General features: G+C 71.9%; 17 protein-coding genes. 10 read left to right on the top strand and 7 right to left on the bottom strand.

The window, feature by feature from the left end; all coding sequences use genetic code 11:
* Window positions 1–42 precede the first annotated feature (42 nt).
* A complete protein-coding gene (locus tag ABZ833_RS00505) occupies window positions 43–918 on the bottom strand; it encodes an oxidoreductase (RefSeq protein WP_361039039.1) in 876 nt (291 codons plus the stop codon).
* A 79-nt stretch (window positions 919–997) separates the two neighbouring features.
* Here ABZ833_RS00505 and ABZ833_RS00500 point away from each other — a divergent pair, with 79 nt between their 5' ends.
* Together ABZ833_RS00500 and ABZ833_RS00495 are read left to right on the top strand one after the other, a co-directional pair.
* The gene (locus ABZ833_RS00500; protein WP_361039036.1) at window positions 998–1,666 is read left to right on the top strand and encodes a DNA-binding response regulator; all 669 of its coding nucleotides are present in this window, start codon (window positions 998–1,000) and stop codon (window positions 1,664–1,666) included.
* A 158-nt stretch (window positions 1,667–1,824) separates the two neighbouring features.
* Complete coding sequence (locus ABZ833_RS00495) at window positions 1,825–5,700, top strand: ATP-binding cassette domain-containing protein (protein ID WP_361039034.1); 3,876 nt, start codon at window positions 1,825–1,827, stop codon at window positions 5,698–5,700.
* Between the two features lie 24 nt (window positions 5,701–5,724).
* Here the strand turns inward: ABZ833_RS00495 and ABZ833_RS00490 are convergent, their stop codons facing one another.
* A complete protein-coding gene (locus ABZ833_RS00490) occupies window positions 5,725–6,108 on the bottom strand; it encodes a hypothetical protein (protein ID WP_361039032.1) in 384 nt (127 codons plus the stop codon).
* 75 nt (window positions 6,109–6,183) lie between these two features.
* Between ABZ833_RS00490 and ABZ833_RS00485 the strand changes: the two genes are divergently transcribed.
* From ABZ833_RS00485 to ABZ833_RS00475, 3 genes are all read left to right on the top strand, one after another.
* The gene (locus ABZ833_RS00485) at window positions 6,184–7,809 is read left to right on the top strand and encodes an AMP-binding protein (protein WP_361039030.1); all 1,626 of its coding nucleotides are present in this window, start codon (window positions 6,184–6,186) and stop codon (window positions 7,807–7,809) included.
* Window positions 7,810–7,904: 95 nt separating this feature from the next.
* Window positions 7,905–9,371, top strand: coding sequence for a hypothetical protein (locus ABZ833_RS00480; protein ID WP_361039027.1), 1,467 nt, complete (start codon window positions 7,905–7,907; stop codon window positions 9,369–9,371).
* Between the two features lie 141 nt (window positions 9,372–9,512).
* Entirely contained in the window at window positions 9,513–10,637 is a 1,125-nt protein-coding gene (locus ABZ833_RS00475) for an alpha/beta hydrolase (RefSeq protein WP_361039025.1), read from the top strand.
* A gap of 28 nt (window positions 10,638–10,665) precedes the next feature.
* Here ABZ833_RS00475 and ABZ833_RS00470 read toward each other — a convergent pair whose 3' ends face one another.
* Window positions 10,666–11,937, bottom strand: a complete 1,272-nt coding sequence (locus ABZ833_RS00470) for a benzoate/H(+) symporter BenE family transporter (protein WP_361039022.1) — start codon at window positions 11,935–11,937, stop codon at window positions 10,666–10,668.
* Between the two features lie 139 nt (window positions 11,938–12,076).
* Between ABZ833_RS00470 and ABZ833_RS00465 the strand changes: the two genes are divergently transcribed.
* Window positions 12,077–12,619 (top strand): XRE family transcriptional regulator, encoded by a 543-nt coding sequence (locus tag ABZ833_RS00465; protein WP_361039020.1) that lies wholly within the window; start codon window positions 12,077–12,079, stop codon window positions 12,617–12,619.
* A 100-nt stretch (window positions 12,620–12,719) separates the two neighbouring features.
* Here ABZ833_RS00465 and ABZ833_RS00460 read toward each other — a convergent pair whose 3' ends face one another.
* Both ABZ833_RS00460 and ABZ833_RS00455 read right to left on the bottom strand, forming a co-directional pair.
* Window positions 12,720–13,322, bottom strand: coding sequence for a hypothetical protein (locus ABZ833_RS00460; RefSeq protein ID WP_361039017.1), 603 nt, complete (start codon window positions 13,320–13,322; stop codon window positions 12,720–12,722).
* Window positions 13,319–13,930, bottom strand: coding sequence for a hypothetical protein (locus tag ABZ833_RS00455; RefSeq protein WP_361039015.1), 612 nt, complete (start codon window positions 13,928–13,930; stop codon window positions 13,319–13,321). The genes ABZ833_RS00460 and ABZ833_RS00455 overlap by 4 nt, the downstream gene beginning before the upstream one ends.
* Window positions 13,931–14,286: 356 nt before the next feature.
* Here ABZ833_RS00455 and ABZ833_RS00450 point away from each other — a divergent pair, with 356 nt between their 5' ends.
* Complete coding sequence (locus tag ABZ833_RS00450) at window positions 14,287–15,732, top strand: helix-turn-helix domain-containing protein (protein WP_361039013.1); 1,446 nt, start codon at window positions 14,287–14,289, stop codon at window positions 15,730–15,732.
* Here ABZ833_RS00450 and ABZ833_RS00445 read toward each other — a convergent pair.
* Window positions 15,713–16,732, bottom strand: a complete 1,020-nt coding sequence (locus ABZ833_RS00445; protein ID WP_361039010.1) for an AsnC family transcriptional regulator — start codon at window positions 16,730–16,732, stop codon at window positions 15,713–15,715. The genes ABZ833_RS00450 and ABZ833_RS00445 overlap by 20 nt on opposite strands.
* Before the next feature lie 92 nt (window positions 16,733–16,824).
* Here ABZ833_RS00445 and ABZ833_RS00440 point away from each other — a divergent pair, with 92 nt between their 5' ends.
* Window positions 16,825–18,117 (top strand): amidohydrolase family protein, encoded by a 1,293-nt coding sequence (locus ABZ833_RS00440; RefSeq protein WP_361039007.1) that lies wholly within the window; start codon window positions 16,825–16,827, stop codon window positions 18,115–18,117.
* Entirely contained in the window at window positions 18,114–19,709 is a 1,596-nt protein-coding gene (locus ABZ833_RS00435) for an AbgT family transporter (RefSeq protein ID WP_361039005.1), read from the top strand. The genes ABZ833_RS00440 and ABZ833_RS00435 overlap by 4 nt, the downstream gene beginning before the upstream one ends.
* A gap of 65 nt (window positions 19,710–19,774) precedes the next feature.
* On the opposite strand, the gene ABZ833_RS00430 is transcribed toward ABZ833_RS00435, so the two are convergent.
* On the bottom strand, window positions 19,775–20,476 hold the full coding sequence (locus ABZ833_RS00430) for a DUF2470 domain-containing protein (protein ID WP_361039003.1): 702 nt from the start codon (window positions 20,474–20,476) through the stop codon (window positions 19,775–19,777).
* A 160-nt stretch (window positions 20,477–20,636) separates the two neighbouring features.
* Here ABZ833_RS00430 and ABZ833_RS00425 point away from each other — a divergent pair, with 160 nt between their 5' ends.
* Window positions 20,637–21,272 carry a TetR/AcrR family transcriptional regulator gene (locus ABZ833_RS00425; RefSeq protein ID WP_361041253.1) on the top strand — a complete coding sequence of 212 codons (636 nt, stop codon included), beginning with the start codon at window positions 20,637–20,639 and terminating at the stop codon, window positions 21,270–21,272.
* The last annotated feature ends 9 nt before the right edge of the window (window positions 21,273–21,281 follow it).

The raw sequence follows: 21,281 nt of genomic DNA, 5'->3' as shown, positions 1-21,281 counted from the left end.
AGCGCTCCGTGACAGTTCAGGCCATCAGGCGGTCAGCCGGGGTCAGCCGGTCAGTTCGGCGAGGTCGGCGGCGTCCAGGCGCAGTCCGGCCGCGGCGAGGTTCTCGGCGAGGTGGTCGGGTGAGCCGGTGCCCGGGATGGCCAGCATGTTCGGTGAGTTCGCGAGCAACCAGGCGAGGGCAACCTGCGCGGTGGTCGCCTCGTGCCTCTTGGCGACCTGCGTGAGGCGGCCGTGCTCGATCGGGTCGAAGCCGCCACCGAGAGGAAAGAACGGCACGTAGGCGATGCCGTGCTCCTCGCAGCGCGCCAGCACGGCGGCGTCATCGGGGTGGTGCACGTGGTACTGGTTCTGCACCGCGACGACCGGTGCGACGCCCCGCGCCTCGTCGAGCTGCGCCGCATCGACGTTGCTGACCCCCAGATGCCGGATCAGACCCTCGTCGCGCAGTTCCGCCAGGGCCGCGAACCGGTCGGCCAAGCTCTCGCCGCCCGGCTCGCTCATGCCCCCGACCCGCAGGTAGACGAGGTCGAGGCGGTCGAGACCGAGAGCGCGCAGATCCTCGGTCACAAGACCGCGCAGCTGCTCGGGCCCGGCCTGGCCGGTGGGCATGCCGTCCGCGCCACGCAGCGGGCCGACCTTGGTGGCGATCAACAGCTCGGCCGGGTAGGGCGCGAGAGCCGTGCGGATCAGGTGGTTGGCGCTCACCTCGCCCCGGGCGTAGAAACCGGCCGTGTCGATGTGGTCGACACCTGCCTCGACCGCCTGCCGCAGGACCGCGACACCGGTCTGCGGGTCGCGTGCCGGCCCGGTGAACGTGCCTGCCGCCAGGCGCATCGCGCCGAAGCCCAGGCGGTTGACGCGGCGGTCGCCGCCCAGCATGAACTGGCCGCTCGCAGCGGCCGTGATCTGTGTGGTCATGTCCCCACCCTCGCCCCGCGAGGCCCGATCGAGGACCGGATGGCAACGTTTTGCCACGAGCGTGCGTAAGACTGGGAGGGTGACCGACCACACCACGCAGACAGTGCACGGCGAGAGGCAGTTGGCCGCGCTGACCGCCCAGCTCTTCGGCGAGACGACGCGGGAGTTCTTCTGCGCCGCCAACGACCTGCACACCTGGACGCGGCCCGAGGCCAGAGAGTCGGTCGTGCGTCGCCTGCGCCCCCGGACCGCCGACGGCATGGTCGTACGCAAGCTCTACACACCTGCCGTACTGGCCGACGAGGGACAGCGGTTGCACCTGTTCGACATCGAGGCCGCCGGCGGCCAGGTGCGCGTCCGGGCCGCGGCACTGCCGCACGAGACGATCATCATCGACCGCCGGGTGATGATCCTCGCCGGCCGCGGTGGCGCACGCGGCCGCGAGTTCACGATCACGACCGCACCGGCCCTCGTCGGTGGCGTCCACGCCCTGATGTGCGCCACGTGGGACGCGGGCACGCCTCTCGCGGACTACCTGCGGCGCGAGACCGAGGGCCTGGACGCCGACTCGCTCGCCGTGCTGCGGGCGCTCGCTGCCGGACTCACCGACGCCGTGGGCGCGCGCAGCGTCGGCATGTCCGTGCGGACCTACCGCAGGCGGGTCGCCGATCTGATGACGGCTCTGGCGGCCGACTCGCGATTCCAGGCCGGCGTCAACGCAGGCCGGCTGGGCCTCGCCGGAAGCTGAGCCGCTGCCCGTGCGCCGCCTCTGCGGGCCGTCGGCCTCGCGGCACGGCTCGGCGCGCGACCGGCGGCGTCCGGTCGCGACCGGGACCGTCCCCCCGCCGCCCGGCTCCTCTGTGAGCATCGAGCTCCCAGCGGTGGCGCGCGGCTCAGGAGGCCGGAATGCGTACGTGGCAGGAATGGACGGCAGCAGTGCGGCTGCTGTGGCGAGCCGGGCCCCGGCACACCGTCGCACTCGCCGTGACCGTGGTCTGCGGGGCGCTCACCGGCCCGCTCATCGTGGTCGCGACCGGGCGGCTCGTGGGCGAGCTGCCCGGCGCCGTCGATGCGGGCGCCGGGTCGGCCGCCGCCCGGCGCGCACTGGCCGCCCTGATCGCCTTCGGCGCGCTGACCCTCGTACGCACGGGACTGCGCGCCCTGGACAGCGGGCTCGCGGCGGTACTGCGGCTGCGTGCGGCCAGCGTGGTGGAGGACCGGGCCATCGCGGCCGGGACCGGTCCGGACGGCATCGGACACCTCGAAGAGCCGGGCTACGCCGACACCCTGCGCCTGGCCACCGAACAGGGCACCCGGCCGGACCAACTCGCCTCCCTGCTGCCCGAGATCGTGCGCCCGAGGCTCGAAGGAATCGGTCTCCTCGTCCTGTTGGCGCCGCTCGCCTGGTGGGCGCCTGTCCTGCTCGGGCTCGCGGCGGTGCTGACCTACCGCTCCTACCTGCGGCTGTCGCGCCAGGTGCACGGCAGCATGGAGTCGGCGAGCGCGGTGATCCGAAGGGCGGGCTATCTGCGGTCACTTGCCGTGGATCCCGAGCCCGCCAAGGAGATACGCGTCTTCGGGCTCGGTGACTGGCTCGCCGACCGGATGACGGCCGTCTGGCAGTCGGGCATGGCCAGGGTCTGGGCCAGTAGAGGAGAAGCCGCGCGGCGAGCCTATGGGGCCGTGGCGTTCGTGGTCCTCGCGGAGGGCGTGGTCCTGGGGTACGCGGCCTTCGCCGCCGCGCGCGGCGACCTCGGGCTCACCCAGCTCGTGATCAGCGCCCAGGCGGCGCTCGCGCTGCCCGCGCTCGGCTGGGTCGGCGACGACGACCTCATGGTGCGTGACGCGCTGCTGGGGCTGAGGTCGCTCGCCGCGCTGGAGTTGCGGGGGACCGCCGACAGCAGGGCCCGGGGTGACGTGCCGGGCCCTGCTGTCGGCGACCGGGGTGGTTTCCGCGCCGACGGACAGAGTCCGGCCCGCAGCGGTCACATCAACGGCCGGGCTCCGGCAGCCCACGGCCGCATCGCCTTCGAATCCGTGGACTTCACCTATCCCGGCACGACCAAGCCCGTCCTGCGCGGGCTCGATCTTCAGATCCCGGCCGGGGCCTCCGTGGCGATCGTCGGGGCGAACGGATGCGGCAAGACGACGCTGATCAAGCTCCTCGCGCGGCTGTACGAGCCGGATGCCGGGCGCATCACGGCGGACGGCGCGGACGTACGGGAGTGCGACGCGCGGCAGTGGCGCCGAGGAATCTCCGTCGTCTTCCAGGACTTCGTGAAGTATCCGCTGACGCTGCGCGACAACGTGGCGATGGGCGCACCGGACATCGGCGGCGACCCGGACGCCCTGGAGCGCGCCCTGGAACTTGCCGACGGCGGCGAGCTGCCCCGCGGGCTCGGCGCGGGCTGGGACACCGTGCTCTCCCGGCAGTTCGCGGGCGGTGCCGACCTGTCCGCCGGTCAGTGGCAGCGGGTCGCGCTCGCCCGTGCGCTCCTGGCCGCACGCTCGGGCGCGGTGCTCGTCCTCGACGAGCCCACCGCACATCTCGACGCGCGGGCGGAGGCCGACTTCTTCGACCGTTTCCTGACGGTCAGCGGGGGCGCCACCACGGTCCTGGTCTCGCACCGCTTCTCAGGCGTACGCAGGGCCGGTCTCATCCACGTCATGGACGGCGGGCGGATCGTGGAGAGCGGCACGCACGACGCGCTGATGGCGCTCGGCGGCAAGTACGCCCGGATGTACCGGCTGCAGGCGGAGCGATTCGTCGACGATGATGCGGGCCGGGGTGATGGAGGCGGAGCTGGTGCGGGCGCCCGGGACGATCGTGCTCCTGCCTGCGAACCCGTGGCGTTGCCACCGAAGGCATCGGTGGCGTCGCCCCGGCCGGAGGACGAGACGCCGGACGGCCCCGGCGGCGGCGACTCTCCTGAGATGTCCGAAAGCGGTTGGCGCAGCGTGCTCGACGCGCTGCGCACCCTGGTCGCCGAGTCCTTCCGGGAGTCGTGGAAACTCGCCGTGCTCGGGCTGCTGCTCGTGCCCGCCGCGGCCGGACTCGCGGCTCTGCAGGCCCTGTGGCTGCGGTCCATGGCCGAGGGCGCACAACAGGAGCTGCTGGAGTCCACGTTGACGGCGGCGCTCCTGCTGGTGGTGAGCCTCGGGGTGTGGGAGGCGGTCGAACTGGCGGCCATCGGCGCCAGGATCGGGCTCAGTGAGCGCGTGGGCTTCGCCTTCGACCGGTTGCTGGCCCGCATCGCCGCGGGCATCCCCGGGCTCCGCCACCAGGAGTCGCCCGCGTTCCAGGACCGGCTCCACCTGCTGCGCGACCGCACCCTGGCCATGGGAGCGCTGCTCAACTGGGTGCTCAACCTGCTCGAACAGCTCGGCGGCTTCCTGGTGACCGCCGCGCTCCTCGCCACCGTCCACCCCGCCCTGCTGGTGCTGCCGCTCATCGGGGCGCTCGCCCTGCGCCTGCAGATTTCCGCCCGCGGCGTCATCGCCCGCGCCCAAGAGGCGACGGCGGTCGACTACCGGCTCGCCGCGCGCCTCGCCCGCCTTGCCACCTCACCGGAGGCGGGCAAGGAACTGCGCGTCTTCGAAGCCGGGCCCGAACTGTGGTCCAGGGTGGGCGAGTTGCGCAGCCGCGCGGACGGCGTCGCGAGCCGGGCCCAGTGGCGGTTCGCCGCGATCGGCTGCGCGGCGGGACTGCTCAACTCGCTCGGCCTGATCGGAGCGGTCGCCTTCGTCGTGCAGCTCGCGGTGACCGGTCACACCAGCCTGGGCGCGGTCCTGCTCGCCGTCGTCCTGGCGGGACGGTTCACCGGTCATGTCGGCGGACTCGTGCAGGCCACGGGGGCCGTCGTCGAACTCCTGCAGAGCGCCGAGCGGTTGCGCTGGCTGCGGACCTACGCGGAGCGGGCGAATCCGGCGCCTGCGGTGACCGCCGCTTCCCCCACGACGGCTTCGGGCACCGCTTGGGCTGCCGTGCCGTCGGTGCTGCGGCAGGGCATTGCCGTGGAGGGGCTGACCTTCCGCTATCCGGGCACGGCGGCGATGACACTGCGAGACGTCGATCTGCGGCTACCGGCCGGGGGAGTGGTGGCCCTGGTCGGTGAGAACGGCTCCGGAAAGACCACCCTGGTCAAGCTGTTGTGCCGGATGTACGAGCCGACGCTGGGCCGGATCACGGTCGACGGGGTGCGTCTCGACGCCCTGGCGCCGGAGCAGTGGCGCGAGCGTCTCGGAGCCGCCTTCGAGGACTTCGCACGCTTCGAGTTCGTCCTCCGCGAGGCGGTCGGTGTCGGGGATCTGTTGCGGATCGCCGACCCGCGGGCGGTCGTCGGAGCGCTCGGCCGGGCCGGGGCCACCGACCTGCCCGGCACGCTGCCGGACGGTCTGGAATCCCAGCTGGGCAGCCGCTGGGAGCGCGGGACCGACGTGTCGACGGGCCAGTGGCAGAAGCTGGCGCTCGCGCGTGCCCTGATGCGGCAGGACCCGCTCCTGCGCATCCTGGACGAGCCGACCGCGTCCCTGGACGCGGAGACCGAGCACGTCATCTTCGAGCGCTACATCGAGGCCGCGCGCCGACCCCGGCCGGACGGCGGCCGCCCGGACACGGTCACGCTGCTGGTCTCGCACCGCTTCTCGACCGTACGCAGCGCCGACCTCATCGTCGTGCTCGACCACGGACGGGTCGCCGAGACGGGCACGCACGAGGAACTGCTGAGGCGAGGCGGCCTCTACGCGCAGATGTACGGGCTCCAGGCGCGCGCCTACCTGTGAGTGGGGCCTCCGGCGCGCTGCCGCTCAGTCCAGTTCGGGCAGGATTCCCTCAGGGCCACCGGCGTCCATGATTCCGCGAAGGGACGCCATCATCGCGTCGACCCCTCCGGTCGGGACGATGACGAGGTCGGGGCACTGGAAGAACGCGCCGCCCGCGCATTCGCCCGTCTGCTTCCAGCGGTCCATGACCTCGGCGATCTCGCGGAGCGTCATGAAGGTGGCACTCCACCTCGTTCCGTCGGGCAGGCGGAGCTCGACGTCGACGTTCTCGACGTCCTCGGCGCGGTCGTCGGCGCCCAGCATGAAGAGAGCCGAGAACCGGTCGTCCTCGACGACGTACTGCGGGTCACTTTGCCCGCCCATGACGGTGAACTGCATCAGTGGGCCTGCCTTTCGACGGTAGGGCATGGTACTCCGCCTGCTGATGGCCGAAGTTGACCCCTGTGCGACCATGGATTCTGAGTGGCATGTTTGCATGTGTCCATGATCATTACCGCACAGCAAACATCCGAGCAGCAGACGTACGTGGACCGCATCCTGGAGCACTGGAACAAGGACGAGGATGCCGAAGCGCTCGTCCAGGGTGCGCAGCGGCTGACCCGGGGTGAGGCTCGGCGGCGGCTGTTCGGTCTGGGGCACGCGCTGCGCCGGCAGGGACTGGAACCCGGCGACGGAGTGGGACTGTTCCTGGCCAATCGCGTGGACTCCGTCCTGGTGCAGCTCGCCGTCCATCTCATCGGCTGCCGCGTCGTGTTCCTGCCGCCTGAACCGGGCCCCGGCGAGCTCGCCGCACTGGTCGAGCAGTCCCGGGCGCGCGCCGTGGTCACCGACCCGGTCTTCGCCGGGCGGGCCGCCGACGCCGCGGGACGCAGCGTCCACGCGCCTGTACTGCTGAGCCTCGGGCCCTGCGAACTGCCGTGCACGGACCTGCTGACCCTGGCGGCCGAGTGCCCCACGGCGCGCCCCGAGGGCGTGCCCGCCCCGGGAGCTGACGAGGCCGTCACCGTTCTCTACACCGGCGGCACCCTGGGCCATCCCAAGCTCGCCGCGCACACCCACCGGCTCTACGACACGGTGGTGGACCTCGCGGACGGCGCCCCGGAGGACTCCGGATCCGCCTTCTTCCCGACCATGGACGCGGACACGGACCGGGTGCTCGCCGCCACACTGCTCACGCACGGCAGCGGCCATCTCACCTCGATCCAGGCGCTGGTGACAGGGTCCGTCCTCGTCGTGCTGCCCGAGTTCGAGGCGGGCGCGGCGCTGGCGGTACTGCGCGAGGAGCGGATCACCGCCACCATGTTCGTACCGCCCATGCTGTACGCGCTCCTCGACCACCCGGAGTGCGTGCCGGGCGTCCTCCCCGCGCTGCGGCGCATCGTCGTCGGCGGCGCGGCTTCGTCGCCCAGCCGGCTGCAGCAGACGGTCGAGGTCTTCGGACCCGTGCTCAGCCAGGGCTACGGGCAGTCGGAGGCGCTCGGCATCGCCGCCTTCGGCGCGGAGGATCTCGCCTCGGAAGGAGCCCGTCGCCCCGAGCTCTGGCGCAGCTGCGGTCGCGCGATATCCGACACCCAGATCGAGATCCGTGCCGATGACGGTGTGACCGCGCTGCCCGTCCGGCAGGTCGGCGAGGTGTGTGTCCGGGGCAAGGCCGTGATGCTCGGCTACTACGAGGACCCGGAGCGCACCGCGGAGGCGCTGCGCGACGGCTGGCTGCGCACCGGGGACATGGGCTACCTCGACGCCGAGGGATACCTCTATCTCGTCGACCGGGCCAAGGACATCATCGTCACCGGCAGCACCAGCGACAACGTCTACTCCCGAGTCCTCGAGGACTTCCTGCTCACGATCCCCGGGGTGCGCAACGCGGCGGCGCTCGGCGTGCCGGACGAGGAGTTCGGGGAGGCCGTGCAGATCTTCCTGGCCACGGCCGATGGCGCCGACGTCGACCCGATCACGGTCGGCGCGGCGGTGACCGCCGAGCTGGGAGACCTGTACACGCCCCGGAAGACGGTCCTGCTGGACCGGCTGCCGACGACCAAGGTCGGCAAGGTGGACAAGAAGGCGCTGCGTGCCGAGTGGGCGAGCGCAGCCCTGACGACGCCGTAGGCGCCGCCGCCGAACGTCGGGGATCCGCTCCGGGACGAAGGGCGTACCTGGCCGTCTCGCGGTCCTCGGCGATCACGGCGCTAGGGTGCGGACGTATGACCGATCGTGTTCTGGAGCTCTTGCGGACCCGGGCCGACCTGGCCGAACTGGCCGCGTTCCCCTTCAACTTCGATGTGAGCCGTGCGTATCACGTCGAGGACGTGCACCTGGCCTCCGGTGCGTCGTTGGAGCCGATCGCCGGCGACGACACCGGCGGCACGTACTTTCTCTGCGCGGGATCGGCCGTGCTCCACGCGTCGTCCGAAGGGGACGCCGTGCTCATCGCCGACAGCGTCACCGAGGCGCTCGAGATGCTCGTCCGGCTGCCCGAGTGGTGCGAGGAGCTGACCTCAGAGCTGGACGAGGAGGGCCTTCGTGCCCACGTGCGCGCGGCGGACGACGAGGCGCGCGAGGAGTTCGCCCCCGACCTGGACGCGCAGCGAGTGGCGTTGATCAGTGGCCTCGGCCTTCCGGAGCGGCCTTTGGTGGAGCTCTTCGCGCTGATGGAGTCGGCCGCCGGGCGTACCGAGCCGGACCACGTCCTGCTCAACTCCCGTGACCTTCTGGCGTATCGACTGCACGAGTCCTACCGCCGTCCGCTGCGGGAGTTCGTGCTCCGGCCAGGACGGGAGACCCTGGATCGGATGCGCACCGGCGACCTGGGCGCCCGCGACGCGGCAGCGGCCGATCCGGTGCTGCGGGCAGGTGTGCTGCGGGCGGCGCAGTTCGACCGGGGTCAGGGCGACCTGCCACTGCTGCGGTTCCTGTTGGAGTGCGAGAGCGCCGAGCGCACCGAGTGGTTCGAGGAACGGCGCCTCGCCGCGGTGTTGGTGGCGTCGCACGGGCGGGACGAGGATGTCCCGCTGCTGCGCTCGGCCGCCGCAGGGCACGTCACCGACGGTCTCGGAGCACGGGAATGGTCCCGCGCGGAGGAGGCGAGGCGGTTCGGACGCGACGTGGCCGCGGAGAGCGAGTTCACCTGGGTCGAACTGGCCCACCGGCAGGGGCACGTCGAGCACGCCCGGGTCGCACTCATCCGCATGCTGGACGACACGGGCCCGCACGCGGACCGCCTCCGGGAGCTGAGCCGCGCGCTGGAGCGCATCGGCGACCACGCGCAGGCGGCGCGCGCCCAGTTCTTCCTTGTCTCACTCCAGGACACAGGGTGGGAGCGGGCCTCGGAGGCGTACGTCCTTGCCCGTCTGGAGCGCCTCAAGGGCGACCTCGCCGCAGCGGGGCGCGCGTTGAAGCGGGCTCGGGAGGCGGTCGGCGCGGAGGGGGCCGCCCCGGACGGAACGGTGGATCAGTGGCACCGGCGAGGGCTCGGCCGGCTCATCACGGAGCAGCACCTGGAGCTGACGCTGGCCGCGATCGACGCGGCTGACGAGGACTTCGCACGGGCGACGATGGCGCATGCCCGGCGCCTGCTCGCCTCGATAGGCAAGGAGTCGGCGAAGGCGCTCGGTCCGCTGTCCACGCGCGCGAAATGGGCGGTGGCGGGGCTGGGGAGGCAGGGCGGTTGAGCGCAAGCGCCTCGCGTGGATGGATCCGTCCGGGGACGTAATCCCCGGGGTGAGTACCTCTCACCGGATGTGGACCACAGGGCGATGGGGAACGCCCCCGCCGTCCCTAGCGTGGAGGCACCGGTCGACGAGAGGACTTCAGTGAGACGCATATCCCTGGTGGGGGCCGCCGTAGCCATGGCGCTGGCGGGATCCGTGAGCGCGCCGACTGCCTCTGCCGACACCACAGCGGACCCGTCGCCCACGACGGCATTGGTGTTGCCGGAGCCATCGGGGCGCCACCCGGTCGGCAGGGCCACCGTCCATCTGGAGGACGAGGGCCGCCCCGACCCCTGGGTGCCGTCGGTAGCCCGGGAATTGATGGTCTCCCTCTGGTATCCAGCCGTGAGGGCGTCCAGCACACCCGCCCCCTATATGACTCCCGCCGAGTCCGCGCAGTACATCGAGGCCAACGAACTGGGCCTGCCGCCCGACCTGTTCAGCAAAGTGATCACCCACTCCACCGCCGATGCCAAGCCTTCTGGAACTCGGCGCGGGCTGCCCCTCGTCGTACTGTCCCCGGGCTTCGGCATGCCGCGCGCCACGCTCACGGGACTTGCCGAGGAACTCGCGAGCCGTGGCTACGTCGTCGCCGGGATCGGGCACAACTACGAGGCCAGCGGCATCTCGTTCCCCGACGGGCACACCACCCCTTGCGCGGTGTGCCAGGACCCGGACTATCCCAAGGTCGGCGCGGTCCGGGCCGAGGACGTCTCGTTCGTGCTCGACGAACTCACCTCGGAGCGACCTGCGTGGAAGGGCGGCACGCTCATCGACGCCGACCGCATGGCCATGGCCGGGCACTCGGCCGGTGGGTTCAGCACGGTCCCGGCCATGCTGCGCGACCCGCGCATCAAGGCCGGGGTCAACATCGACGGCAATTTCCACTTCCCCGATGACACCCCGCTGGACCGGCCGTTCCTGATGCTGGGAAAGGCTCGTCACGTGCCGGGCGCCGAGCCGACGTGGGACGAGACGTGGACCGAACTGGCCGGATGGAAGCGCTGGTTGAGCGTCGAGGGCACGGAGCATCTCTCCTTCACCGACTTGGCGCCCCTGGCCAAGCAGCTCGGCATGCCGCTCCAGGACTTGGACGGCGATCGCAGCGACGCCGTCACCCGCGCCTACGTCGCCGCATTCGTCGACAAGCACCTGCGCGGCAGCAACACACGACTGCTGGATGGTCCCTCGGCACGCTACCCGGAAGCGCGGTTCCATCGACCCTGATGCGAGCCCTGGCCTCAGTGGCCAGTGTTCACGCGGAGGTTCGCTCAGGTGCGCGCGAGGCCGATGTGACCGCCTGCGGGGCGGGTACGGGTGCGGGAGCAGGCCCGGCTGCGGCGGCTCGGCGCCGGCGTCCCACTGACGCGATGACGCTGGTGAGCACGCCCGCGAGCAGCCCCCAGAACGCGGACCCGATGCCGAGCAGCGTCACACCCGAGGCCGTGGCGAGGAAGGTGACGACGGCCGCCTCCCTGGATGCGGGGTCCGACAGGGCACTGGCCAGGGACGCCTCGATCGTGGCGAGCAGGCCGACCCCGGCGACGGCCAGGACGAGCGCGTGCGGCATCGCGGTGAGCAGCGAGGCGACGGTCGCGCCTAGCAGGCCGACGCACAGGTAGAAGACGCCCGCCCACACGGCTGCGAGGTAGCGCTGCCGGCGGTCGGGGTGGGCCGATTCGCCGGTGCAGATCGCGGCGGTCATCGCCGCCAGGTTGATGCCGAACGCCCCGAACGGCGCGAGCACGGCCTGCACGGCACCGGTCCACGTCAGGACGGGCGAGACGGGCACCTCGTAGCCGGACCCCCGCAGCACGGCGACGCCGGGCAGGTTCTGCGAGGCCATGGTGACGACGAACAGCGGGACGCCGACGCTGATCAGTACCTTCCAGTCGAACTCGGGAGCCGTGAACACCGGATGCGCGAGCGAAAGACGGACCCGTTCCAGATGCCAGCCCCCGGTGAGGACGGAGGCGACGACCCCGCCGCCGAGCGCGATGAGGACGGCGTAGCGGGGGAGCAGCCGGCGCGCGAGGAGGTAGAGCACGAACACCGGAAACGCGATCGCGAAACTGCCGCCCATCTGGGAGAACAGCCCCGTCCCGAAATCGAGCAGCACACCGCCGAGCAGCGCCGACGCGAGCGGTACCGGGATCCGGTCCATGATCCGCGCGAACCATCCCGTCAGACCGCTCACCGCGATCAGCGCGCCGCTGAACACGAACGCGCCCACGGCCTTGCCCATGGACACCCCGCTCAGGCTCGTGGCGAGCAGGGCGGCTCCCGGCGTCGACCAGGAGGTGACGATCGGGGCCTTGTACCGCAGCGAAAGACCCACGCAGGTCACGGCGATCCCGACGCCGAGCGCCAGCATCCACGAAGAGACCTCCCGCGCATCCGCTCCCGCGGCCCGCGCCGCGGTGAACACGAGGGCAGCGGCACTGGTCACCCCGACGGTGACCGCGATGAGCGCCGCCGCCACGGCCGAGGGTGGTGCGATGGCGCGTATGCGGGCGAGCGGGGACATGCGGGCATCACTTCCGGAGGGGGCAGGAGAACAGGTCCAGGCGTTCCTTATACGGAACGTTCTGTTTGTGGAACACTAAGGACGCAGGTGGCGGCACGTCAAAGCGCCGGTGGGCGTGGAAACGGACGGAAGCGGACGGATGGGTCTGAACGACGAGGTGGGGCGCAGGCTGAAACGGCTGCGGCAGGACGACGGCCTGTCCCTGTCGGAGCTCTCGCGCCGCTCGGGTGTCGGCAAGGGCACGCTCTCGGAACTCGAGACGGGCCGGCGCAACCCCACGCTGGAAACGCTCTACGCCCTGACGACCGCGCTCGGCCGCCCGGTCAGCGCCGTGCTCGACGACCCGGCGCCCGGCGTCGCGGCGGGCGCGGGAGGAGTCTCCGGCAGCGCCGTCACCGCGGTCCTCCTGGAGCGGTACGAGGACGAGGAAGCGGCCACGGACGTCTTCCGCGTCACCGTCGCCGAGGGCGCGACCCAGGAGTCGGCCGCGCATGTCCCGCTCACCACGGAGAGCCTGATGGTGCTCTCCGGAACGGCGGTCGTCGGCCTGCCGGACGCGCCGCAGACGGCCGGGCCCGGCGGCCACGCCCACTGGCCGGCCGATGTCCCGCACTTCTACAGCGCACCGGACGGCGAGGTCCAGGGCGTTCTCTTCGTCCGGTATCCGAAGACGCGTTCATGATGCGGGCGTCTTCATCCAGTGCTCTGTGCTGACCCCAGCCGATGGCGCACGGAAGGAGCGCCGGCACTGGCCGGCGCTCCCCTGTCGTGCGTACGGACGACTACGCCGCGGCGTCCCGCGCCACCACCCATGCCGGGTCCAGCGGCTCCACCTTGTTGGCGAAGGCGACGAGCTGCGTGTACGCGGCCAGGTCGGCCATCGCGGACTGGATCCGCGGCAGCGCGGTGTCCGCCGCCGGGGCGTCGATCCGCTCCAGCCACTCGCCGATGAGCGCGGCCACGGCCAGAGTGCGCTCGCGCATGTCGTGGCAGATCCCGAGCGGGCCACCGGTCAGGGCCTGCCGGGTGAACGCCTGCCACAGCTCGGCCGCGTGCGGCACCGCGCCCAGGCTGATGCCCGAGCGGTAGAGCCGGTCGTAGTCGAGCCTGCTGTACCACGCGGCCGACTCCGGGCTGAGGCTGCCCTTCGCGAGGATGTCGGCCACCTGGGCCAGCATCCGGGCGGCGCCGTCGAGCCGGTCCCGTGCCGCCGCGGCGTACACCGCGGCACCGGCCACCCCGTCGCCGTGCTCGGCGAGTTCCAGGGCCCGGCACAACTCACTGGTGGCCGCGGTCACTTCGGTGCCCGCTGCCTGCGCGAGCTGCTTCTTGCTGCGCAGGTCCTCCTCACCGAGGCTGAGGAGCTTGTTGCAGACTGCGCTCATATCCTGGTGCTCCTTTCCTGCCCGGCGCCGGCGATGGCGACGGCGGCGGGGGTCATGCCGAGGATGTTGACGACGGCCAGTGCCTGACCGTAGATCCGGATGCGGTCGAACCCGGTGAGCAACTGCCAGGCCAGGCGCTGCCAGTCGGCAGGACCGGCTTCGGTGGCCTGAGCCGCGAAGCCCTCCAGCTCGGCCGAGAAGCCGGTCAGTTCGGTCACGAAGTGGCCGAACGCCGCCTCGTCCCCGCCGTCTTCGTAGCGCCGCGCGACGGCCTCGATGGCTCCCCGGTCCAGCTGGACCAGGTCCGCGTCACGGGCGGCGCCGAGCGTCTCGCGCACCGGGGCCGTCCCGCCGCCCGCGACCCGCAGCCGCTCGTCGTGGACCGGGTAGAAGCCCAGCTCCTGGGCGACGCGGTGCGAGGTGCGGTACTCCACCAGTGCGGCCCGGACGGCGGCGGCAGCACAGCGCACCCGCAGGGCGGCCTGGCGCACGTCGTTGAGCTCCAGGTCGGAATGCATCAGGTGCAGCTCACTGCCCGCCCGCATGAAGTGGGCCGAGCCGGTGGCGATGGGGCCGTCCACGCGCTCGTACAGAGACTGTTCGGCCACGCTGCCGTCAGGCAGGCTGGGGGCTTTGTTGCAGACCCTACTCATATAGGTCGTGCCTCCTTGGTTGTCCGATGTCGGTTGTCCGATGTCGGTCGTGCGGTGTTGCGACGCTCGGCCCGCGGCGTCCGCCGGGAAGCCGCACCAAACCGGAGGGCGATAATCCACGAATGCCGTAGTGACAGCCGGTACGGTGCCCGGTCGCCGATACGCGGGATCCGAGCGGTAGACGGATGCTCGCAGCGCGTCCCGGGGGGAGATCCCCGGAATCGGGCACCACCGGACAGGTCCGGATGGCCTCGGCCAGGCGACGGTCACACGAGGTCGCCCGGCGCGAGCCGGTGCGGAGGATGCCAGCCATGTCAACGGGGGCGGCGGGACACCCGCCGGACGGGGGAGCGCGGGACGCGGCGGCGGACGTCGGCCCGGTCGAATCCGTGCACACGGCCGATGCGTTGGCCGCGCTGCTGCGGCAGCTGCGCAGACGCGCCGCGCGCAGGGACGGGGGCGCCCAGCTCACTTACCGTCAGCTGGCGGCGCGGACGGGCTGGGCGCACGGGGTGATCGGCGACTACTTCGCGGGCAAGACCCTGCCGCCGACCGACCGCTTCGACACCCTGGTCCAACTGCTCGGGGCAACCGGCCGCGAGCTGCGGCTGCTCGCGACGGCCCGCGACCGGGTGGAGGAGACGCGCCGCTCGCGCACGGCTGCCCACGGCCGCGCGGGCCCGCCCGGCACGGACAACGCCGGTTGCCCGCCGGCCGTGCCCCGCCAGTTGCCCGCGGACATCCCGGAACTCTCCGGAAGGGGAGGGGAGTTGGAGGCGCTCGATGCGCTCCGCCCGTTGCCGCGGGGCAGCGGCCCCCTGGTGGTCGCGCTCGACGGTCCCGGCGGTGTCGGCAAATCGGCGCTCGTCGTGCACGCGGCCCATCGGCTCGCCGAGCGGTACCCCGACGGTCAGCTCTATGCCGACTTACGGGGCTCACGCCACGACGAGCATCCCGTCCCGCCCGCTGTCGTCCTCCGGCGTTTCCTCTGCGCGCTGGGCGCGCCGAGGCCGACTCCGGGCAGCGAGGCGGACGCGGCAGCCGCCTACCGCACCCGGCTCACCGAGCGGCGGGTGCTCATCGTCCTCGACAACGCCCTGGACGCAGCCCAGGTGCGTCCCCTGCTGCCCGCGGCGCACGGCTGCGCGGTGCTCGTCACCAGCCGCGGGGTCCTCGCCACACTGAACGGCGCCGCCCACCTCCACCTGACGCCGCTGCCACCCCCGGCCTCCGTCGAGGTGCTCGGCCTCTGGGCGGGACCGGGGAGACTGACCGCCGAACCCGGAGCCGCCGATGCGATCGCGCACCACTGCGGTCACCTCCCGCTGGCCCTGCGCATCGCGGGAGCCCGCCTGGCGGCACGGCCCCGGTGGCCGGTGCGGGAACTCGCCGACCGGCTGGCCGACCCCGCGCGGCGCCTGGCGGAGCTGTCCTTCGCGGATCTGGACATGCGCGCGGCCCTGGAGGTGGGCCACCGGGAGCTTCTGGCCCGCGGCGCCACCGGACGGACCGCGGCGCTCGCGCTCCCCCTGCTGGCGGCGGGGCAGGGCGAGTTGACGGTGGCGCGGGCGGCAGCGACGACCGGCGCGGCGCCCTCGGCGACCGAGGTGATCCTGGAGCAGCTGGTCGACGTCCAGTTCCTGGAGTCCCCGGCCCCGGGGCGCTACCGCTTCCACCCGCTCACCCGGCTGTTCGCCCTGCGACCGGCGGGCCGGAGCACCGCAGAGCGGAACACCCTTACGTGTCCCAGTAGTTGAGCGGCGCCGGTCCCACGCTGTGCCCCCTGCGGTCGAGCACCCGCCCCACGTGCTTGACCGTGCGCAGCACCACGGCGCGCTCCGTGATCCGCAGATCCAGGTGCGCGAGGCGGCTGTTGAGCAGCGCCTCGGTGGTGTGGACCTCGGACAGGGCGGGCAGCCAGATGTCGAGCATCAGATTGTGCGCGCCCGCCGTGATGCTGCACATGCGCAGGCCCGGCAGGGTGCGCAGCGCGCTCACCGTCTCGTCGAGATGCTGGGCGGGCACCGAGCCGAAGTAGACGACCGAGACCGGGAAACCGGTCAGCGGCCTGGCAAGGGCGCAGCGCAGCGAGAGCCGCCCGGTGCCGGTCAGGACGCGCAGCCTGCGCCGGACGGTCGCGGCGGAGGCGCCGACGGTCTCCGCGAGCTCCGTCAGGGGCATCCGGCCGTCGGCGCCGAGCGCGAGGGCGATGCGGCGATCGAGGGGCCGCAGCGGTTCGTCGGGCAGCGCGGGCTTCTCCACGGTGAGCGCGGTGCGCTGCTGCCGGGTGAGGATGCGCAGCCGCCACGAGGCCCCCTCGAAGGGCGCCGCGGTGATGACGTGGCTGCGTACGGCACGTACTCCCGGCAGCTGCGACACCCGGTCGCCGGAGAGCCTGGCGAGACCGTCGAGGTCGGCGGCGGCGACGATCGCGAGCAGATCACGCCCGCCCGAGGTCTGCTTGAGGCTCAACACGTGCGGATCACGGGCGAGTTGCCCGATGGTGTCCTCGCTCAGGCGGCCGTCCATGTCGATCTCGATCTGGGCGTAGACGCCCTCGTCGTGGCCGGGCGACAGATAGCCGTCCACCCAGGCCACGCCCGCGCGCACCATGCGCTCCCAGCGCCGGGCGACCGTCACCGCGTCGACCTCCAGGACCTCGCCCATCCGCACCCAGGGGACCCGGGGCTGGATCTGGAGGGCGTGCACGATCGACAGATCCAGTTCGTCCAGGGTGTGCGTCCGCTGCGTGTCCATGGGAGGTGCCGAATCCTGCGTCGAAGGCGTCGTGGTGAAGGATTCCGGCGATTTTACACAGTCGTGATCCCTGATACCGAGGATCGTCGGCCATGAGCCACGCACAGTTCTCCTCCTTGCGCATCATCCGGGCCCGACTCGTCGACGGCACCGGTGCGGCCCCCGTCACGGACGCCGTCATCGACATCGACGAGGACGGCACGATCGTCCACGCAGGACCGGCCGCCACCGCGCCCGAGGCCCCCGCCAGGGCCCGGACCGTGGACGCGGCGGGACGCACGGTTCTGCCGGGCTTCATCGACACACACGTCCACCTCGCCATCGAATCGCCCCGGCAGATGGTCCGCCGGCACGAGAGCGACCAGACCCTGGAGACCTTCCGCACCGCCGAGCGCCTGCGCATCACCCTGGAAGCGGGCATCACCACCGCCCGCGACCTGGGCGGCCTGCCGGCGGGGTACCGGGACGCGGTCGCCGCGGGCCTCACCACAGGACCCCGCCTGCACACGGCCGTCCGCATCCTCAGCCACACCGGCGGCCACGCCGACTTCCGCTCGGAGTGCGGCTTCGACCCCAGCGCAGGGGTGGGCGAGATCGCCGACACCCCGGACGAGGTGCGGGTCGCGGTGCGCCGCCTGCTCCGCTCGGGCGCCGACGTGATCAAGGTCTGCGCGACCGGCGGAATGAGCAGCCCCTACGACCAGCCCGACGACGAGGGCCTGACCGTCGAGGAGATCAGTACGGTCGTCGACGAGGTGGCCCGGCACGGCGGCCGCCCGGTGGCGGCCCACGCACAGGGCACCGCGGGCATCGTCAACGCGATCCGCGGCGGCGTGAGCAGCGTCGAGCACGGCTACGGCCTCACCGCGCAGGCACGTGAACTGGCGGGCGAGCACGGCACGTTCGTGGTGCCGACCCTATCGACGGTGTTCGACGGCATCGACCGCTCGACCATGCAGCCCTTCCACTACGAGAAGAAGATCCGCTGGTCCGGCATCACCCGGGAGAACATCGCCGCGGCCATCGCCGACGGCGTACGCATCGCGATGGGCACCGACGCGGCGATGGTGCCCCACGGCCGCAACCTGCGCGAGCTCTCCCACCTCGTGGCCCTCGGCATGACGCCGCAGCGGGCCATCGAGGCGGGCACTCGCAGCGCCGCCGAACTCCTCGGACTCTCCGCGGAGATCGGCACGCTCGAAGCGGGCAAGCACGGCGACCTGGTGATGTGCGACGGCGATCCCCTCGCGGACATCTCGGTGCTGTCCGACCCGGCGCGCATCGTGCTCGTCGCCCAGCGCGGCGCCGTACGCAAGGACACGCTCGGCCTGGCACGGACCGCCCCGGCGGCCGACGGAGCGCCATCGGAAGGAGCCGCCGGATGAGCACCTCGGTCACCTCCACGAAGACGCCGACGGGCGGCCCGCCGAAGCGGTCCGTGCTCGACAAGGTCCTGAACGGCATCGAGCGTGCGGGGAACAAGCTCCCGCACCCGGTGCTGCTCTTCCTCGGTCTCTTCCTGATCATCGGCACGGTGTCGACGGTCCTCGCCGCCACCGGCACCACCGTCACGGTGCCGGGCGAGGACGAGACGCTCGCGGTCAAGGGCCTGTTCAGCGGTGAGGGCGTGCGCTGGCTGCTCGAGAACTTCATCCCGAACTTCACCGGATTCCCCTCGCTCGGCACCGTCCTGCTGATGATGGCCGCGGTCGGCGTCGCCGAGAAGACGGGCCTGCTCGAAACAGCCGTACGCGCCTCCATCGCGCGGGCGCCCCGGCGGCTGCTGCCCTACCTGGTCGCCTTCGTGGCGTGCCAGGCGCACCTGATGAGCGACGTGGCGATCCTGGTGATCCCGCCGCTGGCCGCACTCGCCTTCAAGAACGCGGGCCGCAACCCGATCGCCGGCCTCATGGGCGGCTTCGCCTGTGTCTGTGCCGGCTACGCGGCGGGCTTCTCGATCGGCGCGCTCGACGCGCTCTACACGGGCATCACGCATCAGGCCGCCGCGGTCGTGCCCGGCGGCGAGAGCGCCCCCACGCACATCCTCATCAACTACTTCTTCACGGCCGCCGCCAGCTGCGTGCTCGCCCTGATCGGCGGCTTCCTGATCTCCCGCGTCCTGGAGCCCCGGCTGCCCCAGCCGGATCCGACCGCAGAGGGCGAGGGCGAGGGCGAGACCGATGGCGACGGTGCGGGCTCCGCGGTCACGGTCACCGTGACCGCGAGGCAGCGCACGGGCCTGCTGCGTTCGGGCCTGGCCGTCCTGCTCTATGCGGCCGTCGTGGTCACCTGCTGGCTGCTGCCGGGCTCCCCGCTGCGCGGCGAGGGCGGTGCGCTGGTCCCCTCACCGGTCCTCAACGGCATCGTGCCGCTGCTGTTCGTCGCCTTCGTCCTGGCGGGCGTCGTCTACGGCCGCACCGTCGGCACGCTCAAGCGCGCCGACGACGCTCCGCGCATGATGGCCGAGTCGATCACCGGCATGTCCGGCTACATCGTCCTGATCCTGGTGATCTCACAGGTCATCGGCGTCTTCGACTGGTCCAACGTCGGCACGCTGCTCGCGGTGAAGGGTGCGAACCTCCTGGAGTCCGCGGGCCTCACCGGTTTCACGGGCCTGGTCCTCTTCGTCCTCCTGGTCTGTGTCCTGAATCTGTTCGTCACCTCGGGCTCGGCCCTGTGGTCCCTGGTCGCGCCGGTCTTCGTCCCGGCGTTCATGCTCCTCGGCATGGAACCGGCCGTCACCCAGGCCGCGTTCCGGATCGGCGACTCCGCGACCCAGATGATCACGCCGCTCAATCCGTACGTCTTCCTGATGCTGACGATCCTGCGCCGCTACGAACCCGGGGCGCAGCTCGGCACGGTCATGGCCCGGCTCTCGGTGTTCGTGGTCCCGTTCCTGATCGCCTGGCTCGCGGTACTCGGCCTCTTCTACGGCCTGGGCCTGCCGCTTGGCCCCGGCGCGGACATCCACCGCTGACCTGACGCCCGCCTGTGCCGTTCAGACGTTCACAGACGTTCACAGGCGGTCAGGCGGTCAGGCGGTCAGGCGGTCAGGCGATTGCGGTGGGAGGCGCGACGGGCCGCGGCCAGGAGCCCCCGGATCTGCGGTCCTGCCTGGTCGATGTCGCTGACGGGAGTGGCGAACGGCAGCCGGACATCGAGATGCGTGGTCGGGTACTCCAGACGCAGCGTCACGCCGTAGCGGTCCATGGCCAGCGGGACCGCGCGCAACATGCCCTTCTCCGGCTGCGGTTGCACAAGACGGACCAAGAGCGGGACGAGCTCGTGGTGGCTGTCCACGAGATGGGTCAGCATGTCCGCCTCGCTGCCCGTGATCGGATCCGGAGGGACCGAGCAGAGCTCGTCCAGGGAGACGAAGTGGCGTCCCTGATCGTCCTCGAGGAGCGCCTGACCGAACTCCATGCAGGTGCTCTGGTCCGACTCGTCGCTGTACGGGGCCGTCAGGAGCCCCGTGACGGTGACGCGGGCACGCAGGCGATCGCGTACGGCGGTCGGCGCGATGTCGGTGAACTCCAGGCGTACCGGGCGGCGTTCCTGCGGCGACGCCGGGGTGTCCTGGCCCGGGGCGTGCAGGTGGATGTGGCCCGCACCCGCGCCGTCGAGCCGGTGGACCTCGGTGTGACTCCCGTCGCTGATCACTGTCATCGACTGTGCCGCGTGCAGGATCGCGTGCACGCGTTCGGCGGGGGTCGGCTGCGTGATGCGAGTGCTGTGTGGGCGCATCCAAATGCTCCATGCCGTTGAAGAGACCCAAGCCTCTAACTTAGGTATGCCTAACCTAACCTATGGATGGGGGTGGGGAACACCTGGCGGTACAGGGCGGATTGCCCGCGGCTAGTGCATCGCTTGAGTTAATTTTGCGCGCACTGCATCTTTGCGTAATCTGCAAGATGTGACGAGCAAAGACGCCGCGCCCGGACTCCGTGAGCGCAAGAAGCGGGCCACGCGGGCGGCGTTGTCCGATGCCGCGGTGCGGCTGGCCGCCGAGCACGGGGCGGAGAACGTCACCGTCGAGGCGATCAGCAGTGCGGCGGGAGTCTCACCGCGCACCTTCTTCAACTACTTCGACAGTCACGACGACGCCTTCCTGATGATCGACGAAGAGGTCGGCGAGCGGCTCCGGCGCACGGTGCGCCAGGCGCCCGCCGATCTGTCCGTCCTCGACGTGCTGCGGGACGCGTTCGCCGCGGAACTGGTGGACATCGAGGAGCGCCACGAGATCTGGAGCCTGCGGGCCAAGGTCTTCCAGCGCTCGCCGCATCTGCTCGTCCGTGGCCTGGGGGCCCACATGGCCGAGGAGTCGGAGTTGGCGCAGGCGATCGCCGAGCGGCTGGGGGGAGCGCCGGGCGAGGCGGTCGGGCTCTACCCCCGGCTGGTCGCCGCCGTCTCCACGACCGCCATCCGGGTCGCCATCGAGGACTGGTGCGGGCGCACGGCCGACATCGCCTTCGTCGAGGTCTTCCGCCTCGCCTTCGAGCACCTCTCCGCAGGCCTGGCCGCCCCCGCGGCCGACTCCTGAGTCCGCGTC

Source organism: Streptomyces sp. NPDC047525 (assembly GCF_040643025.1).
GTDB lineage: Bacteria > Actinomycetota > Actinomycetes > Streptomycetales > Streptomycetaceae > Streptomyces > Streptomyces durmitorensis.
The sequence above is the reverse complement of the archived record's forward strand: the minus strand, read 5'-3'. Positions and strand labels throughout refer to the sequence as shown.

What these genes read in the sequence shown, in the direction of transcription:
- ABZ833_RS00505 (WP_361039039.1), bottom strand. Translation starts at nt 918, where the DNA reads ATGACCACACAGATCACGGCCGCTGCGAGCGGCCAGTTCATGCTGGGC.
- ABZ833_RS00495 (WP_361039034.1), top strand. Translation starts at nt 1,825, where the DNA reads ATGCGTACGTGGCAGGAATGGACGGCAGCAGTGCGGCTGCTGTGGCGA.
- ABZ833_RS00490 (WP_361039032.1), bottom strand. Translation starts at nt 6,108, where the DNA reads ATGCCCTACCGTCGAAAGGCAGGCCCACTGATGCAGTTCACCGTCATG.
- ABZ833_RS00485 (WP_361039030.1), top strand. Translation starts at nt 6,184, where the DNA reads ATGATCATTACCGCACAGCAAACATCCGAGCAGCAGACGTACGTGGAC.
- ABZ833_RS00480 (WP_361039027.1), top strand. Translation starts at nt 7,905, where the DNA reads ATGACCGATCGTGTTCTGGAGCTCTTGCGGACCCGGGCCGACCTGGCC.
- ABZ833_RS00470 (WP_361039022.1), bottom strand. Translation starts at nt 11,937, where the DNA reads ATGTCCCCGCTCGCCCGCATACGCGCCATCGCACCACCCTCGGCCGTG.
- ABZ833_RS00465 (WP_361039020.1), top strand. Translation starts at nt 12,077, where the DNA reads ATGGGTCTGAACGACGAGGTGGGGCGCAGGCTGAAACGGCTGCGGCAG.
- ABZ833_RS00460 (WP_361039017.1), bottom strand. Translation starts at nt 13,322, where the DNA reads ATGAGCGCAGTCTGCAACAAGCTCCTCAGCCTCGGTGAGGAGGACCTG.
- ABZ833_RS00450 (WP_361039013.1), top strand. Translation starts at nt 14,287, where the DNA reads ATGTCAACGGGGGCGGCGGGACACCCGCCGGACGGGGGAGCGCGGGAC.
- ABZ833_RS00445 (WP_361039010.1), bottom strand. Translation starts at nt 16,732, where the DNA reads ATGGACACGCAGCGGACGCACACCCTGGACGAACTGGATCTGTCGATC.
- ABZ833_RS00440 (WP_361039007.1), top strand. Translation starts at nt 16,825, where the DNA reads ATGAGCCACGCACAGTTCTCCTCCTTGCGCATCATCCGGGCCCGACTC.
- ABZ833_RS00435 (WP_361039005.1), top strand. Translation starts at nt 18,114, where the DNA reads ATGAGCACCTCGGTCACCTCCACGAAGACGCCGACGGGCGGCCCGCCG.
- ABZ833_RS00430 (WP_361039003.1), bottom strand. Translation starts at nt 20,476, where the DNA reads ATGCGCCCACACAGCACTCGCATCACGCAGCCGACCCCCGCCGAACGC.